This window comes from Sphingobacterium sp. UBA3519 (assembly GCF_002377215.1).
Taxonomy (GTDB): domain Bacteria; phylum Bacteroidota; class Bacteroidia; order Sphingobacteriales; family Sphingobacteriaceae; genus Sphingobacterium; species Sphingobacterium multivorum.
The window spans coordinates 39143-61950 of the sequence record NZ_DFPI01000018.1 but is presented as its reverse complement, the minus strand read 5'-3'; the positions used below and the strand labels follow the sequence as shown (position 1 = coordinate 61950).

Sequence of the window (22808 nt, the reverse complement as noted above, 5' to 3'; positions counted from 1 at the left end):
GATAAAAATAAAGTATATTGAGATTGATGATTTGCATATGCTATAGGAAAATTACAGCTGTTGGATAATTCGGTTAGCAATATCAACAGCTTTTTTCACTTCTTTATCTTTGATTGCCAACATCAGTTCCTCGTGTTGCTGTTGTGAAGTTAAGAAGGGTACTGTATCCTTATAAATAGTCATGAAGAACTTATTGACATGTTCAGATAAAGTTGTATATAAAGCGGTCAAAATACTATTTCCACATGATTCAGCAATTGCACTGTGAAAGGCAATATCGGCATCCACGCACGCCATCAAATTTCCCATTTCGGCATATTTTGCTCTATTTTTGAGCGCTTGAGCCATATCCTTGAGGCCTTTCGAAGTACGATTTAAGGCAGCTTTTTCAATAATTCGCAATTCCAATACGTGTCTAACTTCAAAAATATCGTTAAAATTGGCTTTTTCAATTTTTGAGTCAAGAGCATGATGACCTGTGCTACTTTTAACAAAAGTACCAAGACCTTGTTGTACATTGAGATAGCCTGATTGACTTAAATATTTGACCGCCTCACGAATGCTGGATCTGCCCACAGCAAATTGTTTCATCAATTCTGGTTCCGTAGGAAGTTTAGATTCTACCGGGAATTCACCTAATTTTATTTTTTCTTCTATTGCCGCGGCAACTTCCTCTGCCAAGGATCTTCGTACGATAGCTTCAGTCTTCATATAGTCATATCATCTGATGATTGCAAAGGTAGTAGAATTTTTTGAATTCTTAGTTATTTTCAAAAATTTGATCAAACCAACCGAATATTGTTACGACTACATCAGATATTTATTACAGTGTTTACAGTGCCAAATTTATTGGCAGTTTTAGGTTTATTAACAGTGAGGCTGGTCCTCCAATGTATTTATCAAAAACTTAGTAACATGAAAAAATTAATGATGAGCGCCGTAGCCTTGGCTTTAATGTCATCTGCTACTTTTGCGAAAACGGGGCCAAAAGCGGCCGACAACAGCCTTGTTGAAAAATCAACGATTTACAAATCACAAACTGGAAAAGCTAATTTGAATATCGTGAGCGAAGCCAAAGAGATCAAGCTCGGAAAGTCTCGTACGCTATGTAGATTGACGATGAGTATCTATAATACAAGCGGTCAGTTGATCGAAACTCAGGATCTCACGTACACCAGCTATGGAGCCAATGATATGTATTATAGCAGCTGTGGAGCATGGTTTAGTGCTACCATTCAGAATTATCAAAACTATTATGGTAATCCGAATCATTAAGTATCAATTAATCAAACAATGTAACGGGGCTAGTATGCCCCGTTTTCATTTTTCCACAATTCAACCAAAAGGAAACTTCTATTGGCGATCCTAATACGACAATGAAGATGCTACTGTATGCGAACATGCTATGGGGCTGACAGCTGATGATGTTAGAAAAGCGAGATACCGCTTAGTAAAAATAAATTGATCGTATTCGGNNCCGAATACGATCAATTTATTTTGGAATACTATTGCATAATATTGTTTTACAGTGATTTATGGTTTTGGCAATAAAATTGGCATCTACTGTCAATGAAGAATTACAAAGAAGCGAGCAAGAGATAGGAGAGACGCTTCGTATCACCATTTAAACGATCATAAATAAAATGAAAGCTTTACCAATTACTGGAATTTTTGCGATACTAGTGTCAACCGCATGTGCTCAAACGACCCCTCAAAAAATAAAGGAGATTTCTCATGTCGAATCCAGTCTCATACCGCCTGTTCGTTTTGAGGGTGAGCCGGCCTGGAATATTAAATCGCGCATGGAATTTTATCAGGTTCCAGGTGTAAGCATCGCCGTGATAAAAAACGCTGAAATATTATGGAGCAAAACGTATGGTTTTGCCGATCTCGATTCGAAAACACCAGTTAGGTCAAACACCTTATTTCAGGTGGCGTCCATGAGCAAGCCCGTAAGTGCATACGCTGCATTGAAGGAAGTGGAGCTTGGCAAGTTGGCATCCAATGCCGATGTGAATTTATACCTGAAATCCTGGAAAATACCCGAAAATAATTGGACCAGAGCGAAAAATGTTACACTCAAAAATATCATTAGCCACACTGCGGGACTTACTGTAAGTGGGTTCCCGGGCTATCGGACAACAGACCCAATTCCTACAGCGGTAGAAGTACTGAGTGGTCTAAAGCCTGCTAATACACCAATGGTGTATGTTGATAAACTTCCTGGCTTAAATTTTCGGTATTCAGGCGGTGGCTATACCGTACTTCAACAGATGCTCGTTGATATTGAAGGGAAAGATTATAGTAGCATAATGGAAGAAAAGGTACTCTCACCTTTGGGTATGAAAATAGCACTTTTGCCCAGCCTCTTCCTGAGTTGAAAAAACAATTTGCGGCGACGGCTTATACTGTAGATGGTAAAAAAGTCGAAGGAAGATATCATGTCTACCCAGAGCAGGCGGCTGCTGGCTTGTGGTCAACAGCAGAAGATTACGCTAGATTCGTGATCGATATTCAACGGACCTTAAATGGCAAAAGTAATGCTGTTATTTCCAAGAAGACGGCCGAAGAATTCACAAGCCCCTATATTGAATCTATTATAGGATTAGGTGTCTTTCTGGAAGATTACGACGGTTCATCTTTTTTTTGCCATGGTGGATGGAACGAAGGCTTTAGCTCCTATTTTGTTGGAAATAAAACAAGCGGTGATGGCGTAGTTATTCTTACAAATACAAACAAACCTGAATTTATCAACGAACTTGTCCGAGCGGTTGCACTAACCTATCAATGGCCCAATTACCTGGCCCCAATAAATAAAATTTTGCCGCTCAGTTCTCAAGAACTGAATGTCAATAGTGGACGTTATCGATCTGGCAAATACGGTGTTATAAGGGTCTATAGTCAGAGTGGCAAGCTTATGTCAGTCCAAAATCTAGACAAGCCTGTAGAGTTGGTTAAAGTGTCGGCAAATACTTTTGTTATGCGAGATCGAAACGTGAACGTAGTATTTTCAAAGGATACCGAAAGCGGTCAATATGAGCTTGTACAGGTTTTGCGTGATAAAAAGATTTATTCCAAAAATCCGAAAGTCAATGCAAATGACCGGACTCCACTAGAGCTTATTTTAGAAGGAAATTTCGAGGATGGATTAAAAGCTTTTCAAAAAGCAAAAGAACAGGATAGTGACGATGAGTTGCTTTCAGAAGGTTTCCTGAACGGTGCAGGTTATGAATTGCTCAATCAGCATAAAATAAACCAAGCTATTGACATATTTAAGGTGAATACGGTGCTATATCCTAAAAGTGAAAATGTTTATGATAGTTTAGCGGAAGCCTACCTGAAATCTGGACAAATAGATAGTGCCAAGAAGAACTATCAAAAAGTTCGCGAAATTAATCCTAAAAACGAAAGAGTAAGTAAGATTTTAGAAACGTTATAACACAAATATAATGAGCCATATTTTTGTTAATTTGCGAGCATGTCAAATCAAGCTAATAATTATCAATTGTTTTCCAAAGAAATTCTCTCACTTTGGAAGAGCCAGGATGTATCATATGTTAAAGTAGAAGAATTATCCATTGTTGAAGGAATCACTTTTTTTGAACTTATACCAGATTCCGAACTTTTGGATGAAGGTGGGGTAGAAACACTCTATGCCATAGATTCTGAAGATGTAGCGGATATGTTGGTGTTTAGCAAGTCTATTCGTTTTGTTGTTCACGACATTTATTTGGATGAAGACTAATAAATTAGTTATTTATGATCGACAATTCAATCTGCATTGTCGATCATAAATGTACGGCAGTAGGCTGAGCTAGGGATAAATTAGCTTCTCATATTCAACCTTTCTTCCTGAAGATCTAACAAACGAAGGTGTTTACGGATAATCTCTTCGTCCAATAAAAGTTCTTCGCGGTTTTTATTGATAAGCCAAATGCGCTGTGTTTCAAGGATATCGATATAGATTTTACGGTATTCGGCATAATTAATGATAATCTCGGAGCTCCGCAACTGATTTTCATACTTCTGTAGTTGATCCTTTAAGGTCGGAAAACTTTCAACTTTGTCCGCGTAATCATTACGAATCTTGTCAACGGCGACTTGAGCCAATCTATTCTGAATTTCATAATCGATCTCCTTTTCACTTCTTACAAAATCTCTATCTACTAATTTGATTTTCCTCAAGATAAAAGGGAGGGTTAACCCTTGAACAAGTAAGGTTAACAGAATCACAACAAATGTGATGAAAAGAATGAGATTCCTTTGAGGAAAAGGAGTTCCGTCGGCCAAAGTTAATGGGATAGATAGCGCTGCTGCCAAAGAAACGACGCCACGCATTCCAGTCCAGCCGATAATCATTGGCGTTTGCCAACCAGGCGATTGATCGTCTGCAACCGTTATAAAATTTCTCATGATCAAGGTCGTAATTACTGCAGCATACCCTGCAAAAATTCGTACAAGAATAAGGACTATTGTAACGGCGACGCCATAGCCAATAGCAGTGGAGATATTGGTATCACCCAATCCAGATACAATTTCCGGTAAATCTAATCCGATAAGCATAAAGACAATGCCATTCAGCAGAAAGCAAAAGCTTTCCCATACGGTCACTGTCCGGATCCGGGATGCACTGCTCAAAAAATCGTGACTACGATACGAGAGAAATAAGCCGCCACTGACAACCGCAAGAACCCCAGAAGCATGAAGTTGTTCTGCGATCAAATACATCGAGAAAGGTGCAATAAAAGTTAGCAATATGTCTGTATTGGAATCGGTTGGTAAAAGTTTGTGCATTTTCAGAAAAACATAGGCAATTGTAAGTCCGATTCCCACTCCGCCAATACACATCCAAATAAAGCTCCCGGCCGCTTGGTACCATACATACTGCCCAGTAGCAGCAGCAATCATTGCAAAGCGAAAAATTATTAGTGAGGAAGCATCATTCAACAAACTTTCACCTTCCAATATGGACGCCAGCCTTTTGGGTACCTTCACGAATTTTAAAATTGCACCGGCACTAACCGCATCAGGAGGGGAAACTATTCCGCCCAATAGAAAACCGAGAGCTAAGGAGAATCCCGGGATAAAATAGTTGGCAAAAACGGCAACGGACAATGCTGTAAAAAAGACCACAACAAAGGCAAAGCTGAAGATAATCCGGCGCCATCGCCAGAGTTCTTTCCAGGAAGTTGACCAAGCTGCCTCGTAGAGGAGCGGCGGTAAAAAAATAATGAATATCAATTCGGGTTCTATCTTTATAGGGGGAACTCCCGGGATAAAACTTATTACAAGTCCCGCTAATACGAGTAAAACAGGGTATGCAACCTGAATTTTTCTCGCCAGCATGATCAACATCGTAATTAGTAGGACTAAAAAAAGGTAAAACTCAAAATTCTCTAACATATGTAAATTTTAGGTATATAAATATAGATCAAATTTCTAGAAATATTTAAACTAGCTTGGCGGTATTCATGGTGGTAGATCTTCCTAAATTAGTTAAAGTTTGTCTTTCTCATAACCCACGATCTAAAATATGGGATGGCATTATTATAAAGAAAGGCCCGTCTTTGAGAAGTTTTACTTAAAATATAGTTTCAATAACAGTATAGGACAATACTCTAGGAATAACAACCCGAAGCTGTTCGAATACAACGATAAGTAGCATAATTACAACTAGAGGTATTTCCCTTTTCGCGATAATTACAGATTAGCCTCAATATATTTGTAAAGTTGAACATCATCAATAAACAATAATTATGGATAACAAAACATTAGGTAATAATATTGCCAAAGTGCGGAAAGAGCGAAATATGTCGCAAGCACAGCTTGCTGAACTTTTATTCGTCAGCCCCCAAGCAGTTGGAAAATGGGAGCGGGGAGAGTCTTTACCAGACTTTTTAACAATACATAGACTTGCGGAAATATTCGCAGTCGATCTAAACTACTTCGCCGAAAATTCGAAATTAGGAGATAGCGTAGCAAGTCAAAAGGTGGTCATTGGCACTTTAGATGACACGAAAGGAAATTCTCTGGAAGAGGCAAAATTTTCTGATACGGGACAATAGCCGCTACTGACAGATTTTAGCGGTAACACGCTAGCCGAAACTGATTTTTCTGGCGTAAATGCGCCAAAGAGAAAATTTCTCGGAAGTGAGCTGCGTGGCACAGACTTCAGTACAGCAGATTTCACGGCAAGCATTTTTAAAGGAAGTGATATCCGCGATGCTAATTTTGATTCGTCGAACCTTACGGACTGTACATTTTCTGCTAGTAATATGACGAACGCAAATTTCAACAAGACCGTTCTCGCACGTACAGAATTTTATGCGTCGGAGTTGAACAATGCTAGATTTAATAGTATAAAGCTGACAGATGTCAAATTTACGGCGTCGGATCTCAGAAAAACCATTTTTGAACACTGTGAGTTCAATGGTGTTTGCTTTAAGTCCTGTGATATGAAAGGCATAAGCTTTGATGGGCAAGTATTTGTCGACGTAAAATTCGATAATGCAGACCTAGCAAACAGTTCATTTAGAGGGGTTATTCTTAGAAATGTTTCCTTTCGGCCCACGTTTGCGCTTACCAATAAATATTATAAGAGTATTAAAACAATCGATTTTGACGGGGCCTCAATGGACAAATTAACCTACGCAGCTCTTAAGGGAGTAGGCGTATCGCTTGAGAATATTGTGCTCTTATAAACAACACGATACAAATAGAAGGCATGGTTCTGCAAGTATGAACCATTGCCTAAGTGTAGGTGCCATACCAATGAAACCCATCAATTCCGGGAAATTAAATTAGGAGAGTCGTCAGCGCAGCATAGTAAAGCTAAAATATGCTAAACTAATTATCAAAGAAAGATTGGGAGACGGGTTGTATTCACGATTTCTTTCATGACAAAATAACTTTCCATATGTCTGATTCCCTTGATTGTTGCCAGTTTATTAAAATTGAATTCATGATAGTGATCAACATCCCTAACCATCACCTTTATTTGATAGTCAAATGCACCCGTTACGTGGAAACACTCGACTACTTCTGGAAATTTTTGTATCTCCTCCATAAATAACAAGGCACTTTCATTGGAATGTTTTTCCATACTAATGGATACAAGGACCATTAGATTAAGATCAAGTTTTCTTCTGTCCAGCAGAAAGACTTTCTGTTTGAGAACGGAGGTTGCCATTAACTTCTTAATACGTTCGTAAACGGGAGTCATGGATAAATTAACACGGTCAGCTATTTCCTTGTTACTTATGTTCGCATCCTGTTGCAAAAGGTCCAGAAGCATGAGGTCTTTCTCATCCAATTTCATTATCGTAGTAAATTAAATCTAAAAAAACTATATCTATGACTGTAGTTAGATCGTAAACACTAGTAAATAAAATACAACCATATTATTTTACTAAAATAGCCATAATTACAGATATATAATACTATCATTTAAACTATATGTAGTAAATTTAAATTAATTAATTACTTTCATTTACCAACCTAAATAAAATTATGAGTGAGCCTCAATTAAAAAAAGTCCTTGGTCCGGTTATGTTATGGGGATTGGGTGTAGGCTATGTTATCTCGGGAATGTATTTTGGATGGAATCTCGGTTTGGCAGAAGGCGGCACATTGGGATTGGCCATTGCTACAGTGTTCGTTATTATCATGTACCTTACATTTAACTTCAGCTATACAGAGATGGCGTGTGCGATCCCTAAGGCTGGCGGAGCCTTTGAATATGCCAATCGAGGATTGGGCAAGCATTTGGGATTTGTCGCCGGTATTGCACAAAATATTGAGTTTGTTTTTGCTCCGCCTGCTATTGCTGCTGCTATAGGTGCTTATCTACATTTATTGCATCCTTCGGTTGACTATCTTATTTTTGCCATTGGGGCCTATGTGATTTTCACTTCAATGAATATACTGGGCGTAAAGCTCGCTGCATCATTTGAATTGGTCGTAACTGTTCTTGCGGTTATCGAATTACTAATATTTGCCGGTGTTACATTTCCGGCTTTCGAATTTTCCAACCTTGAGCACAACGCATTGCCCAATGGCTTCTCGGGTATTTTTGCAGCTATTCCGTTTGCCATCTGGTTTTTTCTCGCTATTGAAGGTGTAGCGAATGTTGCTGAGGAAACGATCAATCCACAGAAAAATGTATTAATCGGCTTTGGATCGGCCATCGTAACTTTAGTTGTGCTTTGTATCATTACATTTTTGTCGGCGGTGGGTGTCGGCGGCTGGGAGGCTGTTGTTTATCCTGTCGGAAGCACTGAACCCTCCGATTCACCATTGCTACTTGCCATTGCACATGTCATTGACAATCGCCATATTCTCTATAAACTACTTATAGGCGTTGGTCTTTTGGGTCTTATAGCCTCATTTCATGGTATCATTCTCGCTGGTGGCAGAGCTACCTTCGAATTTGGGAGAGTGGGGTATGCACCGTCGATTCTTGGAAAAGTACATCAACGATTTAAGACTCCGGCCAATGCACTCTTAATCAATATGGCTATTGGCATCATAGCATTATTGACCGGAAAGACCGCAGGTATTATTACCATCGCATGTTTTGGGGCAATCTGTCTTTATATAATATCCATGTGGTCATTTTTTGCCTTGCGAAAAAAGGAACCCGATTTGGAACGCCCATTCAAAGTTCCATTGTATCCGCTGTTTCCGGCAATTGCATTTATTATTGCTGTCGTGTGTCTCATTGCAATGATATATTATAACCCCTTGACAGCTCTATTATTCTTTGGGCTTGTCATCTTATCATACCTCTATTTCCTAATCTTCCTTGACAAGGACAAAACCATCAAATTATGATAACTAAAAATGAAATTATTGCCAAATTAACAGCAAGCACAAGTACGCACGTTAAAGTTGCCGTCGCTGATATAGACGGGGTGCTCCGTGGGAAATTTATGCATCGGGATAAGTTTATCTCTGCACTGGACAATGAATTTGGGTTTTGCTCGGTGGTGTTTGGATGGGATGTTAACGATCAGGTTTATGACAATGTGGAAATTACAGGCTGGCATACAGGATACGGCGATTTCCCGGCGCGTATTGATGGAAATACATTTCGACAGATTCCCTGGCAAGAAGATATTCCCTTTTTTCTAGCTGATTTTGAATCTCCGCTTTCTCGGGACCAAAATGTGTGCCCAAGATCACTCCTTAAAAACATAATTGCACAGGCGGAGACTGCCGGATTTAAACCAATTTTTTCACAGGAATTTGAATGGTTTAATTTCGTGAAAGCCGATAATGCCGCTCCCCAAAATAGTTTTAGAGATATGACACCGATAACATCTGGTATGTTTGGTTATTCCATCTTACGGATGTCTGACAATTACGGATTTTTTCAGGATCTTTTGGCTATGCTCGAAAGATTCGGTGTACCTCTTGAGGGGCTACATACGGAGACCGGGCCAGGTGTTCTGGAAGCTGCGATCCAATGTAGTGATGCTCTTGAAGCTACGGATAGGGCTACGCTCTTTAAATCTGCGGTTAAGGACATCGGAAAAAAACATAATATCACGGCGAGTTTTATGGCGAAACAGACCAAGGACTTACCAGGCTGCAGCGGCCATGTGCATCAAAGTCTTTGGGATCTCAACAAACAGAACAACCTCTTTTATGATAAAGAAGATGAACTCGGAATGAGCCAGTTGATGAAGCATTTTCTTGCGGGGCAATTGTATTGTTTACCTGATATTCTACCGTTATTGGCGCCCACTGTTAACAGTTATAAAAGGCTGACTGAAGGAGCATGGGCACCGACAACCCTGACTTGGGGCATAGATAATCGTACCACAGCACTCCGCGTCATCGACGGTGGTCCCAAAGCCACACGCATTGAACACCGTGTTGTCGGTTCAGATGTGAACCCTTATTTGGCAGTAGCAGCATGTTTGGCTAGCGGGTTGTATGGCATCAAGTATAAATTGCCATTGGATAATCGACATACTAGCGGTAATGGTTATAAAGATCTGCAACACGGCGTGTTACCAAGAAACCTCCACGATGCGACCGCTCGAATGGCGCAATCGCAAATAGCCTCCGAGCTATTTGGCCAAAAGTTTGTCGATCATTTTTGTAAATCACGGTTATGGGAATGGCGACAATTTTCTGAGCAGGTCACAGATTGGGAAACAAAAAGATATTTTGAAATTATTTAACTGAACAATGGATACAGCAAAAATTTACGGTTTTAATTTTCCGACACCGATCCGTTTCGGTGCTGGAGTGATCGACGAGCTACCAGACTATTTATTGACCAATGGACTTAATCGCCCTTTACTGGTAACGGATCCGACTATCGCCCAACTACCATTTTTTAAGGGAGTCCAACAAAAGCTGACGAACAAAGGGATCGACGTTATTGTCTTTCATGATTTGCATAAAAATCCAGTAAAATCTGATGTCCTCTTGGGAGGAGATGTCTTTAGAGGGCAAAATAGAGATTCAATTATTGGCGTTGGCGGTGGAGCAGCACTCGACGTAGCACGGGCAATTGCCTTGCGCGCAAATCATCATCGTGATTTATTTGATTACGACGATCTGATCGGTGGCGATATCTATGTGACCAACGAGATACCACCATTGATTACTGTACCTACGACCGCCGGGACTGGGAGTGAGGTGGGGCGTAGTGCTATTATTTCAGAAGATGAAACCAAGAAAAAACGAATTCTGTTTAGTCCCAGATTGATGGCAAAAATTGTATTTGCCGATCCTTTGCTTACTATGGATCTGCCACCGTTTATTACGGCAGCAACGGGAATGGACGCACTTACCCACAATATGGAAGCCTATTTGGCCAAAGGGTATCATCCGATGTGTGATGGTATAGCGCTTGAAGGAATGGCCATGGTGGCGACGTCTATTGAGTGTGCTACGAAAGAATCAGACTTGCCATCCCGCTCCAAAATGCTTTTGGCATCATTGATGGGAGCTGTTGCTTTTCAGAAGGGATTAGGAGTCGTTCATAGTTTAGCGCATCCGCTGTCCTCGCTCCTTGATACCCATCATGGACTGGCCAACGCGGTGAATCTTCCTTATGGAATGCAGTTTAATTATGTCGGTTTTGAAGATCGTTTCGATAAGATGGCCATGGCTTTAGGGCTCGGTAGTCATGCTGGAGACAGGGTTGTAGACTATCTGTTTGACATCAATGTACGTTTGGGACTGCCTACACAATTATCTGCGATAGGCGTGCAAAAGGAACATCTGCAACCGTTATCAGAACTGGCGTTTGCAGATTTCTGTCACCCATCAAACCCCAAGCCCGTTAGCAAAGCAGATTTTCTTGCAATTTATGAAACCGCTTACGAAGGAAAATAATATGTTAAAAATCGGTATTAGTGCGTGTTTTTTTTATCCAGACCCCGAGAGGACGGTCTTTGGACACAAATCACTGAGCTATATGGAAAATGATATGGTTCGATGAATAACTAAAAAAGGCGTTCTTCCTATATTATTGCCGGATCTTGAAGAATCATTATTAGCGGACATCTTACACCAGATGGATGGCATAGTTCTTCAAGGTGGAAGCGATATAGCACCCCAGCATTATGGAGAAGAGCCTATCGGACCCTGGAAAGGAGACCCTTATCGGGATCAATATGAGCTAAAGATATTGGATTATGCCATCAGAAATCATAAGCCAGTCTTAGGTATCTGTCGGGGATTTCAGTTAATGAACGTCTATTTTGGAGGCACAATGTATCAGGATATCGGTAGTCAGCTTCCTCAGTCGGCTGTACATCGTTCAGCAAGTCTATACGACACCATCAATCATCCCGTACATATAGAACCAGGAACACTTTTCGACAGACTATATGGCCATGTTGCCAATCCATTGGTCAACACTGTACATCATCAGGCTATTAAAGATCTTGGCCGTGATCTCGAAGTCTTTGCGCGCTCGGAAGACGGATTTATCGAAGCATTTGGTTATACCAAAGAAGCGGCCGGGAAAGTGATGGGTGTACAATGGCATCCCGAATTTTCCCAAACACAGAAGGGAATACTTTTAGATGAAAATTTAATTCTTAATGTTTTTATCGAACATGCAAGACAACATAGAAATTAGAAATCCTGCAACCGGTGCTGTAGTAGCAACGTTGCCTTCAACCACAACAGTTGAATTGGAAAATACACTCTCCTTACTAAGACAGGGACAGCAAAAATGGGCCAACGTTCCTTTGAGGGATCGTTTGGCGTGCATCATACAATTTGGGGAGCTGATCTTGGCGAATAAACAGGAACTTGCGGAGATCCTTACCAAGGAGACGGGCAAACCCATCACACAATCGCTTAATGAAATTAACGGAGCACAAAACCGTATTGAGCATCTTCGAAAAAATGCTGAAAGATGGCTTTCAGAAGAAATTATTGTAAATGAGGGGGCTACACTAGAACATATTCGCTATGAACCACTTGGTGTCATTGCCAATATTTCTGCATGGAATTTCCCTTATAATGTGGGCTTTAATATTTTTCTGTACGCCTTGGTTGCGGGCAATGCCGTGCTCTATAAACCTTCTGAATTTGCTACGCTGACCGGATTGCAGTTTGCAAAATACCTTTATGAAGCCGGTATACCTGATGATGTATTTCACTGTGTTGTTGGAGATGGGAGGATTGGCGAGCATATCTTATCATTGCCATTGGATGGCTATTTCTTTACTGGATCCTATAAAACTGGAGTACATATTGCTAGGGCCGTAGCGCATAAATTAGTTCCAGTCCAGCTTGAGCTAGGCGGAAAGGATCCACTATACGTAACAGAAGATGTGAAAGATATAAAACAGGCGGCAGTGTCGGCAGCTGAGGGCGCTTTCTACAACAATGGGCAGAGCTGTTGTGCTGTTGAACGTATCTATGTTTCAGAACAGATATACGATGAGTTTGTCGAGGCATTTATTGAGGAGGTAGCTTCCTATCAGGTTGGCGATCCATGCGCTGGAGACACATTTATCGGTCCTTTAACGAGGGCTGCTCAGCTGGACGTCCTTGAAGATCAAGTGAAAGATGCCCTTGAAAAGGGAGCAACACTACGGTTGGGCGGACATGTATTAGAAGGTAAGGGATATTATTATGCTCCCACAGTATTTGAGCACTGTAATCACAACATGCTACTTATGCGTGAAGAGACTTTTGGTCCGTTGATAGGTATACAAAAGGTAACTTCAGACGAAGAGGCAATTACGTTGATGCAGGATACGACCTATGGCCTTACTGCAGCGGTGTTTTCGTCCGATCAGGATAGAGCAATGAATATCCTTAGCAAAATGGATACAGGAACGGTATATTGGAACTGCTGTGATAGGGTAAGCCCTAATGTGCCTTGGTCCGGAAGACGAAATTCTGGCTTAGGTTCGACCTTATCGGCTCAAGGTATACGAGCATTTGTTCAGCCTAAAGCCTATCATTTAAGACCCGCATAATTTAATGTTTAATTCTATGGATATAGCCCATTATGCCGATCGTTCATTGGATAATGGGCTTTCCCTCAAAAATAAATTTCGGTACCCCATGAGAGTGAGTGCGTAAAGATTATGGGGTCCGCTTCATGGAAAAGTGATCGCCAAGGTGACTTATGCCGATGCAATAGATATGCAAGTCCTTACTGAGGAGAGATAGACTGAATGAATTCGCTAAAATACTTGAAGACTCTCGCAACATTTTCTATTTTTGTTACAAACAGAAAAGAAATGAGCACTGAAGTGACAGGTTTGAAGCGTGTAGCCACACTATGTATATTAAGAAATAAAGATAAGTTTCTATTGTTAAAGCGCCTTAAAGAACCCAATAAAGATATGTATGTTCCCGTTGGTGGGAAATTAGACCCATTTGAAAACCCGGATGATGAGGTAGTTCGTGAAGTCATGGAAGAAACAGGGATCCATATCACGTCAAAACAATTTTGTGGCATGTTAACCGAAACATCACCGATCAATTACAATTGGATCAGCTATGTATATGTATCCGATATCGAATATGTAGAGGCCCCCTATTGTAATGAGGGTGACCTCGAATGGATCGCTGCAGACGAACTGGAATCTATTCCGACCCCTTTAACCGATCTTTATATTTATGATTATGTGGCTAAGGGAAAACTGTTTGCTTTTAATGCCGTATATGATTCAGACCTAAACTTGACCGGGTTATGGGAACAATATAATGGCATCAAGATCAAGTAAACTACTTAAATTGAATTAAAATTAGAATGATTATCAATAAAACTGCCATTAAAGTCATCGCATTCGATGCAGATGATACATTATGGGTAAACGAACCATATTTTCAAAAAGCAGAACATGATTTTTGTGCGCTGTTAGAAAATTATCTTCCACAGCATGCAGTATCAAAAGAATTATTTGAAACAGAAATGAATAACCTGTCCCTCTATGGGTATGGTGTGAAAGGCTTTATTCTTTGTATGATAGAGACTGCCAGCCGTATTTCGGCAGGACAGTTATCGCTGAAGACAATAAACAAAATCATAGCGATTGGACAAGATTTATTAAAGATGCCGATTGAATTATTGGAAGGTGTTGAAGATACGTTGGTAAGGCTGAGTGCACATTATAAGCTAATCGTAGCCACAAAAGGCGACCTTTTGGATCAGGAAAGAAAGCTGAAAAATTCGGGTCTCCAAAAGTACTTCCATCATGTGGAAATTATGAGTAACAAGAAAAATGACGATTACTCAAAATTATTAAGAAAAATTGAATGCCCCGCTGAAAATTTTATCATGATCGGAAATTCAATCAACTCCGATGTTCTGCCTGTTTTGGCATTGGGGGGACAGGCAATACATGTCCCTTACCATGTGACTTGGACACATGAGCAAGCTTGTGATGACGTTAAACCAAGCAATTTCCTGCAGGTAGAAAGTCTAGATCAACTGTTACCGATTCTGCTTTAATCGAAAATGCGCATCTAGATGCGCATTTCTTCTACCGGCTGTTACCCAGCAAAGAGCTGCGAAACAATTAACTGTTTTCTGTTGTTATTCATCAGTACAGTTAACCTCTCACATGGCAATTATTACAAAATATCTATTTTTCCTTTTACCCTTTTTTATTTTAAGCTGTAAGAGCAGTCAGCAAAAAGGGGATACGTTCTATTTTGGTGGAAATATTATTACGATGGAAGATGATTTTCCCCAGGTAGATGCGTTAGTAGTAAAAGGCGGGAAAATTCTTTTCGTCGGTAGCCGGAAAGAAGCGGCCCCCTATGTAGGGGAAAACACGAAACAGATCGATTTAAAGGGAAAAACTTTACTGCCTGGCTTTATTGATGCCCATGGCCATATCACTTCAAGAGCAGGAATGGAACAGGCAATAGATTTATCGCCCAGTCCATATGGTACCGTTAATTCAATACCAGATCTTCAAAAGACTATATTATCAGTTATTAAGCGAACAAAATTAGGCGCGTCTGTTCCTGTATTAGGAAATGGTTACGATGATGCTATCATGCGTGAGCATCGCCATCCGACTCGTCAGGAATTGGATGCGATCAGTACGACAAATCCTATTATTGTCATTCATGCTTCTGGTCATGCAAGTGTTGCCAATAGTGCGATGTTGAAGTTATTAGGTATTGCCGAAAATGTAAAAGACCCGGAGGGGGACATTACGGCCGAAGCCCCGATAATCGACTAAACGGCAAACTAGAAGAAAATGCCTCTTTTGCCGCACTGGTGAAGTTGACGAATATGATTCCCAAGCCTCAACAGGCCAAAAATGAGCTATCTCAATCCCTAAAAGATTTTGTCAAAGCGCAAGACGAATGGCTTAGTTATGGGCAGACAACAATCTGTGACGGACGTTCGATGGGAGTGGGGGTTGGCCTGTTGAAGGAAGCAGCTTCGAAAAATCTTCTAAAGGCAGATGTGGTTTATTTTCCGGATTTTGAAGCAAACAAAGCCGAATGGAAATCCTTTAAACCCAATTACATGAAATACGAAAAGCGTTTGAAATTTGGTGGATTTAAATTTTCGGATGATGGTTCGCCTCAGGGGAAGACAGCTTGGTTGACAGAACCATACCTGGTTCCACCAGAAGGTCAACCGGCAGATTACAAAGGCTTTCCAATCTTTTCGGACCAGACCCTCTACAATGATTTAAAAACAGTGTTTTCAAATCATATTACGGCACAACTACATGTTAATGGCGATGCGGCTATTGATCAGGTACTTCGTGTGATCGGCAGATTGAAAGCCGAAGGAATTTATAAGCCTGAGCTTAGGGCAACCTTGATACATGTGCAGAACAGCCGCCCCGATCATATCGCCAAGATAAAAGATATCGGTGTTATTCCTTCCTATTTTTCATCCCATGTTTACTTATGGGGAGATTGGCACTATCAAAGTGTTTTTGGTCCCAAACGTGCGGCGTTTATTAGTCCAGCTCAGTCGGCAAAAAAAGCGGGAATACTGTTTACCATCCATCATGATAGCCCAGTAACACCTCCAGATCTATTGACCGGGGTGTATGCTGCAGTCAATCGGACGACACGTTCGGGAATGTTGTTGGGGCCAGATGAACGTATTGATGTCAGGGACGCGCTCAAAGCAATTACCATCAACGCTGCCTATCAGTATCAGGAAGAAAAAGATAAAGGGTCTCTTAAAAAAGGAAAACTAGCTGATTTGGTTATTTTGGATCAAAATCCATTAACAATTAATCCCCAAAAATTACGGGACATCAAAGTAATTGAAACAATCAAAGAAGGGAATACCGTCTTTAAGCGAAATTGATCAATCTGTCAATCCCATAATAAAACAGCATTGTAAACTCATTTTGATTCGCGATTGTTTGGAAAAACCCACTATTGTACTGTTAGTTGCCACTCTGCTGGACTAGTGACGATGAGTCGAAGTCATCGTTTTCAAGAGGATCAAATGTTGGGATAAAACAGGAGAGTTGTATAGTAATACAACAGCGTCAAGTCTTCATCCTTTAAAGAAATAGCGAATAATAAATCGCCACATGCAAATATTAAATGGTCTTAAACTTTTGCGGCTTGTGGCCTATTTTTACACGATGATCGATTCATGATGTCACTTTTGAACAAACAATAGATCTATTTCATCATGCAACGCAGGGAGGGTTATCTTAGATGGAATCCTGTTTTTACTAAAATCCAGAAATAATTATGAAATCGCTATTGATATTTCTTTTTTCGATAAACCTTGTTTACGGTCAATCTACACCAAATTTGACAGTAGGTTATGGAGATCGCTATGATAGCCTTCCCAAATTAGTAATCAAAGCAGCTACACCAGAAGACTATCATAAAGCATTTAGCTCCAACATTATCAATAAAACTCCTGCTGTTGAACGGAAAAGCTTTGTGATTCCTACAGGCAAAGGCAAGCTAAAGTTCAGGAAATATAGTTTTTCAGCCGGTTATGGTGATGGATTTAAGGGTTGGGCGTATAAAGGCTATCTTCCCAAACTGAAAATGCATATTCTCGTAAGCAATCATGTTGTTGAATCATTAGGTTTTAGCGATTTAGTTTTACTCGATAGCATCAACGGTAGTCAACATACAATTGCTTCAGTCGGCGACGGTGCAGTTGAAATACCAATTCCATCTCCAAACGGAGATTTTCTTGCTTATTATTATAATGAGGTCTATGCTGCGAATAGTTGCTTTATAGGGGTACTTGCTGTCCGCAAAGAAAAGGCTCCTTTCCGGATCAAACTTTCCGAATACAACAGTTTTGAAACGGACAATTGGGCGGTGGAAAACATCAGATGGATCGATAGCATGACGATTATCATAAAAGCATATACGCTTAAAAAAGTTGCCAATGAAAATATTAAGCAGTTTGCGTACTACACTGCCCGGTTAAGCAAAGAAAATACAAACTAAGGTATAGAGATGAACATACAACAAAATATCATCATGCTAACTGTTGCTGCAATTTGCTCTTGTAACAATCCTAGCGTACCCCTACAAAAACGGGATGTTAAGCAATCAGAACATCCTATTGACGGAGAAGTAGTGATATCCAGGCAGCAGATAGATACGGTCCCCGCCTCGCATACCACGAATGAGGTTAAGACAACAACATCCATAAAGTTCAATGAATTTGTCGTTTCGATTCAAGGTATGGCCATTTTTGATCCAGAAAGGATGGATCGACTACAACGTGATACCGTAGAAATCGAAGCAGAAGTCGGGGAAAGCATCGAGGGAACTTATATTTCTATTTTAAGTGATCAGGTCCGTGACTTGAAGGTGGAACAACGCTATGAAACCAGCGTAACTATTATGAATGAAGGTCCCCATTGTGATCTTACCGAATGGAAACATTTTAACTCAGACTGGAAGCCTTTAAAACAAAATGGGAATGGCCTTTTTCTAAGTGAAGAATATACTGATCAGGATCATCGGACCTTTCCCAGCGTATCTATGGACGAATTGAAACAAAAAGTAAAAGAGCAGTGTGGTGAAGAATGGTTTAAACTTTTGACTAAAGTAAAATCGCTATCTGAATATCCATCAGCAGTCGGTATAAGCCGTTATTTCTTACGGATCGCATGTCGTCTTAAAGATAACGGTAAAAAAGTTACCAAATTAATCATTATCAAAACTCCAATGGGATGTTAACAGCTTAATTGCTGAATCACAACACCAGGATTTTCCAAGTTATAAATCTATACAAAGAGATTACGAAAAAAGTAATGCTTTCAAAAGATTCAGTATTTTAACACCGGTTTTATTATTTTTGCTATGGTTGGACCAATGAAATACCACTTCAAGAACACAACAATGAAATTAAGCCTATTGACTAAAGCAATTTTTACTATAGTATTCTTATTTTTAACAAAGAATAATATTTTCGCCCAAACCAAATACCAAAAGGATTTTTATGAGTTTTGGTCTGATATCAATAAACATTATGCTTATTTAGAAAGGCAAAATATCGACTGGAATAAAGTCAAAGAAATTTATTCTTCACAAGTAGAAAAAGTTACAAATGACAACGAGTTTATTCAGTTGCTTGAAAATACGTTGAATGAGCTGTACAATGGACATTCGTCGTTAAGCACAAATCTTAATACATCAAACAGGATAATTCCATCATGGTCCGACCTACGTGTCGAAAAAAATGGAAACAAATATTTAATAAAAGACTTAAGAAAAGGTTTTGGTGCAGATTTAGCTGGGTTAAAAATTGGTATGCAAGTAACTCTTTTCAACGGAAAAGCAATCGATGAACAGTTAAAAAGTTTCTTACCTCGATTTACAGATCATTACAGTCCAAAGATGTATCAGTATGCTTTAGATATGCTTTTTGCGGGAACTCATGATAAGAAACGCGTGATTACTGTCGTTGAAAACGGCGAACGTAAAACATTTGAACCGGTAAGCTATGGCAATCGGAATGAATTGTTGTATTATAAAATTATAAATGGAAACACAGCCTATATCAAAATCAATAATTCACTGGGAAATAACAACTTGATCGCTGAATTTGATACGGCGCTTGACAGTTTGATTTCTAATAAAAACCTTATTTTGGATTTAACTGAAACCCCTAGCGGTGGAAATTCAACGGTTGCGAGGGCCATTATGGGGCGGTTTGTCAATAAAGTTCTACCTTATCAAATTCACGAATTTGATGAGAAGGATTATGACACAAAACGACATTGGGTAGAGTATGTAAGCCCACGTAAGGAAATCTTCAAGGGTAATGTGTATGTTCTCGTGGGGCACTGGACAGGAAGTATGGGCGAAGGAATAGCTATAGGTTTTGACGCGCTTGATAGAGCGACAGTTATTGGCACACCTATGGCCGGGCTATTAGGCGCAATTTCAAACTTCCGTCTCACAGAAACAAAAATTGGATTCCAATTCCCAACGGAAAGATTGTATCATATCAACGGAATGCCAAGAGAGGATTTTATTCCCAAGATTTTGTGTGAAAATATCGAAGAAACATTAAAAAAAGCGAAGGAGATAGCTTGGTAGGTTAGATAGGAGATGATGGCTCAGTTTGCCTGAAAACTCATGGAGCAATGTTAGGATCAATGTGAACAACTAAAGAGTATATGTTTAGTAAAATTAATAAAACCTTTATCCTTCTTGTGCTTGTACTTGTTTCCAACTACAGCAAAGCACAAACCGGATATAAGAATTTAAATATACCTGCATCAGTTGAAGGATCTAACTTTTTTAATACGGATAAAAGGAATTGTATAACGCTTCCATTTGGGTATTCAAATATTTCAAAACAACTACCTGTCGATTCCGTAATGTCGGCTATGCAAGATCACCGTGGTTTAGGAAATCGCTATGCATTAAAATTTGATCAATCAATCAAAAACAATCTCGTAACGATACCCGAAGCATATGATGTTTCTTTTCCATTTGAGCAAGATATCGGCAAAGAATATAATCAGATTAAACTTGCCTCCAATTTCCTCCGTTATGGGGATTATTCGCTTCATTTTCTGGCCATTTATAACGCTGTCCGCTATAGTGAACCATTCATAAAAAAAATATATTTAATTTCAGTAAAGAATGGGAAGCCGGTTGATATAAGAAGAATTTATCTTCATCATGAGGGAGAAATGGGATTCACAGACTATACACTATTCTATATCGATAAAAATTTTATAATCTCATTGCGGGATTATGAATTTAATGAGAATCCCTTTAGGCAAAAACCTGTTTGTCAATTTCAGCTCTTAAGCAACGGAACATTTGTCAGATACTATGATCAGAATGGATTATATAAAACAGATGAAGAACAGGGCTCAATTAAAAATCACCATAAAGAAGGAAAATGGATCGAATTTAAAACAAATCGGTTTGTGGACTTACAAGAATATCCATCATTTACAGATTCGTATACGTACTTGGAAGCAAAGTATAAAGGAGGTCTTCCTGATGGCGAATGGAAATGTTATAAATTATTGCAGGAATATAATGAAGAAACGGGGGAACCAATAATCAACACAAGAAAAAGAGGACCGTTGATTTATACTGAACTATACAAAAATGGATTATTGGAAAAACGAGAGTTCCATATTCTTGATAAGTAGCCCCTCCGTTATAAGTGATAAATATGTAACTTGTAGAAAAGGTGAAAAAGGCTCCGAAGTTCCTTCTAATTAGAACTTAAAATATGAAAATAATACTACAGTTGCTATGCGATTTGTAGTTTGCCAGCAGTGGATATAGCCCGAAAAAGGCGGAATAATAGACGCAGAATATTAATTATGGAAATAATCATCAGACAAGCAAAAGAAAGCGAAATCAATGTGTTAATTGAGTTTGAACAAGGGATCGTTGAAGCGGAACGACCTTTTGATAACACATTAAAGCCAGGCGAAATTCATTATTTTGATCTCCTCGAATTGATCAAGTCTAGGGAGGCTGAAGTCCTTGTCGCAGTTGTTGACGATCAACTTGTCGGATCAGGATATGCGAAATTATTGGATGCAAAACCTTATCAAAAGTATGAAAAGTATGCTTATCTTGGTTTTATGTACGTTAGGCCAGAATATCGAGGTCAGGGTATCAACAAGATGATTTTACACCGATTGATCGATTGGGCAAAAGAAAGAAATATCTCGGAAGTAAGACTTCAGGTTTATGAAGAAAATACCAGTGCAATAAAAGCCTATGCAAAGGCAGGATTTAAACCAAATCTTCTGGAAATGCGTATGGAAATCGATGACAGATAATAGTGAAAATCCAATGAGATAATATCTATAACAAGTAAAAAAGACTTCTTTTAAAACTTTAAAAGAAGTCTTTTTTTTATTGGTAAGGCATTACACACTCATTTTAAACCGATTTATTCGTTGTTATGCTCAATTTCGGCAATGATTTCTTTGGCAGATTTAATCACCTGATCATTCAGCTGAATAATCATATTTGCTTGAGATGCTGCATTGATAAGAATCCCTTTTACTTTTGGCGATGCGTTAATTGCTTTGTACATTAAATCAGGATTGATATTTGCATTGGGAACGGATACCAGCTCATCTGCGAGATTAAAAACCAATGAGTTATAGTAGGTTTGCCAATCGTCTTTTGATGGTACTACGGTTTGATAATATTCCAAAATTCCTGTTTTTAATTTTCGATCCTTAATGAGACCGATTTTTCCACTAGATCGAAATCCTTCATAATTTCCAGTATTTCTGATCTTAAAGATCGGATTAAGGTTCATCTTAATACGGTCATTTGGGCTGACTTTCACCAAGCTATCAATTTTTTGTTGGTTTAATTCCCCGTAAAATTTACATCCTTCCGCTGTGTTCGTTAGGTAGGAATTTTGCTTTTCTAAGTCGTGGACATCTTTTTCGAGATCGACTTTTAGGTCCTCCAAAAATTCTTTTACTTCTTGTTGTTCATGCCTATGCTCACTCCAACCGTGAAGCCATATCGAAAGTGATACTGCAAAAACGATAATGAAGATCTCAATGGATATTTCTTTCAATTTTTCGGTGAGACTATGCTTTGGCTCCTTTGCGGTTTTATAAATTTTCTTCGTGTGCTTAATGATCTCGTCTTGCATTTTACAGCTTTAAGTTAATATAAAGGTGATTTGTTAAATATTGGTGCTAATACGCAAAGATGCAAAAGTTTGGTAAAACACACAAATTAATAACTTATCTATTACCTCTTTTATGGCAGAAAACACCTATCAAATTGTTTTATCGGGTATATACCATGGATTACACTAAATAGTGACTGGTTTAGAACAGAAAAATTCCGTATATTTAGGTCCGTAAATTAACTGAAAATAGACT

General features: G+C 39.3%; 20 protein-coding genes and 2 pseudogenes. 18 read left to right on the top strand and 4 right to left on the bottom strand.

Annotated elements, in window-relative coordinates:
- Positions 1–51: 51 nt before the first annotated feature.
- Positions 52–681 carry a FadR/GntR family transcriptional regulator gene (locus B3297_RS08530; protein ID WP_286710292.1) on the bottom strand — a complete coding sequence of 210 codons (630 nt, stop codon included), beginning with the start codon at positions 679–681 and terminating at the stop codon, positions 52–54.
- A gap of 234 nt (positions 682–915) precedes the next feature.
- Here B3297_RS08530 and B3297_RS08525 point away from each other — a divergent pair, with 234 nt between their 5' ends.
- The 3 genes and pseudogenes from B3297_RS08525 to B3297_RS08510 all read left to right on the top strand — a co-directional run bounded on the left by B3297_RS08525 (position 916) and on the right by B3297_RS08510 (position 3745).
- Positions 916–1275: a hypothetical protein gene (locus B3297_RS08525; protein ID WP_201639205.1), complete on the top strand. Its 360-nt coding sequence runs from the start codon at positions 916–918 to the stop codon at positions 1273–1275.
- 368 nt (positions 1276–1643) lie between these two features.
- Positions 1644–3439, top strand: a pseudogene (locus tag B3297_RS24705) (serine hydrolase).
- Positions 3440–3478: 39 nt separating this feature from the next.
- Complete coding sequence (locus B3297_RS08510) at positions 3479–3745, top strand: hypothetical protein (protein WP_070564082.1); 267 nt, start codon at positions 3479–3481, stop codon at positions 3743–3745.
- 80 nt (positions 3746–3825) lie between these two features.
- Here the strand turns inward: B3297_RS08510 and B3297_RS08505 are convergent, their stop codons facing one another.
- On the bottom strand, positions 3826–5403 hold the full coding sequence (locus B3297_RS08505; RefSeq protein WP_070564084.1) for a Na+/H+ antiporter: 1578 nt from the start codon (positions 5401–5403) through the stop codon (positions 3826–3828).
- Positions 5404–5756: 353 nt separating this feature from the next.
- Here B3297_RS08505 and B3297_RS08500 point away from each other — a divergent pair, with 353 nt between their 5' ends.
- Both B3297_RS08500 and B3297_RS08495 read left to right on the top strand, forming a co-directional pair.
- The gene (locus B3297_RS08500; protein WP_286778779.1) at positions 5757–6065 is read left to right on the top strand and encodes a helix-turn-helix transcriptional regulator; all 309 of its coding nucleotides are present in this window, start codon (positions 5757–5759) and stop codon (positions 6063–6065) included.
- Positions 6066–6071: 6 nt separating this feature from the next.
- Complete coding sequence (locus B3297_RS08495; protein WP_286778818.1) at positions 6072–6701, top strand: pentapeptide repeat-containing protein; 630 nt, start codon at positions 6072–6074, stop codon at positions 6699–6701.
- Positions 6702–6853: 152 nt separating this feature from the next.
- Here B3297_RS08495 and B3297_RS08490 read toward each other — a convergent pair whose 3' ends face one another.
- The gene (locus tag B3297_RS08490) at positions 6854–7318 is read right to left on the bottom strand and encodes an Lrp/AsnC family transcriptional regulator (protein WP_070564088.1); all 465 of its coding nucleotides are present in this window, start codon (positions 7316–7318) and stop codon (positions 6854–6856) included.
- 191 nt (positions 7319–7509) lie between these two features.
- Between B3297_RS08490 and eat the strand changes: the two genes are divergently transcribed.
- From eat to B3297_RS08420, 13 genes and pseudogenes are all read left to right on the top strand, one after another.
- The gene (eat, locus tag B3297_RS08485; RefSeq protein ID WP_286767206.1) at positions 7510–8832 is read left to right on the top strand and encodes an ethanolamine permease; all 1323 of its coding nucleotides are present in this window, start codon (positions 7510–7512) and stop codon (positions 8830–8832) included.
- Positions 8829–10190: a glutamine synthetase family protein gene (locus B3297_RS08480; protein ID WP_286778778.1), complete on the top strand. Its 1362-nt coding sequence runs from the start codon at positions 8829–8831 to the stop codon at positions 10188–10190. Before eat ends, B3297_RS08480 begins: the two co-directional genes overlap by 4 nt.
- Before the next feature lie 7 nt (positions 10191–10197).
- A complete protein-coding gene (locus tag B3297_RS08475) occupies positions 10198–11355 on the top strand; it encodes an iron-containing alcohol dehydrogenase (RefSeq protein WP_286778777.1) in 1158 nt (385 codons plus the stop codon).
- A 106-nt stretch (positions 11356–11461) separates the two neighbouring features.
- The gene (locus B3297_RS08470) at positions 11462–12106 is read left to right on the top strand and encodes a gamma-glutamyl-gamma-aminobutyrate hydrolase family protein (protein ID WP_286778817.1); all 645 of its coding nucleotides are present in this window, start codon (positions 11462–11464) and stop codon (positions 12104–12106) included.
- Positions 12084–13463 (top strand): aldehyde dehydrogenase family protein, encoded by a 1380-nt coding sequence (locus B3297_RS08465; RefSeq protein ID WP_236560200.1) that lies wholly within the window; start codon positions 12084–12086, stop codon positions 13461–13463. The genes B3297_RS08470 and B3297_RS08465 overlap by 23 nt, the downstream gene beginning before the upstream one ends.
- 267 nt (positions 13464–13730) lie before the next feature.
- Complete coding sequence (locus B3297_RS08460; protein WP_070564092.1) at positions 13731–14219, top strand: NUDIX hydrolase; 489 nt, start codon at positions 13731–13733, stop codon at positions 14217–14219.
- Positions 14220–14245: 26 nt separating this feature from the next.
- Entirely contained in the window at positions 14246–14947 is a 702-nt protein-coding gene (locus tag B3297_RS08455; RefSeq protein WP_115048702.1) for an HAD family hydrolase, read from the top strand.
- 112 nt (positions 14948–15059) lie between these two features.
- A pseudogene (locus tag B3297_RS08445) lies at positions 15060–16786 on the top strand (amidohydrolase).
- A gap of 398 nt (positions 16787–17184) precedes the next feature.
- Positions 17185–17907: a hypothetical protein gene (locus B3297_RS08440; RefSeq protein ID WP_286778775.1), complete on the top strand. Its 723-nt coding sequence runs from the start codon at positions 17185–17187 to the stop codon at positions 17905–17907.
- A 9-nt stretch (positions 17908–17916) separates the two neighbouring features.
- Positions 17917–18648 carry a hypothetical protein gene (locus B3297_RS08435; RefSeq protein WP_254667679.1) on the top strand — a complete coding sequence of 244 codons (732 nt, stop codon included), beginning with the start codon at positions 17917–17919 and terminating at the stop codon, positions 18646–18648.
- Positions 18649–18810: 162 nt separating this feature from the next.
- Positions 18811–20013: a S41 family peptidase gene (locus B3297_RS08430; RefSeq protein ID WP_070564540.1), complete on the top strand. Its 1203-nt coding sequence runs from the start codon at positions 18811–18813 to the stop codon at positions 20011–20013.
- Positions 20014–20093: 80 nt separating this feature from the next.
- On the top strand, positions 20094–21089 hold the full coding sequence (locus tag B3297_RS08425; RefSeq protein WP_070564098.1) for a hypothetical protein: 996 nt from the start codon (positions 20094–20096) through the stop codon (positions 21087–21089).
- A 177-nt stretch (positions 21090–21266) separates the two neighbouring features.
- On the top strand, positions 21267–21734 hold the full coding sequence (locus tag B3297_RS08420; RefSeq protein WP_070564101.1) for a GNAT family N-acetyltransferase: 468 nt from the start codon (positions 21267–21269) through the stop codon (positions 21732–21734).
- A 113-nt stretch (positions 21735–21847) separates the two neighbouring features.
- Here the strand turns inward: B3297_RS08420 and B3297_RS08415 are convergent, their stop codons facing one another.
- The gene (locus B3297_RS08415; protein ID WP_286778774.1) at positions 21848–22573 is read right to left on the bottom strand and encodes a DUF6090 family protein; all 726 of its coding nucleotides are present in this window, start codon (positions 22571–22573) and stop codon (positions 21848–21850) included.
- Positions 22574–22808 lie beyond the last annotated feature (235 nt).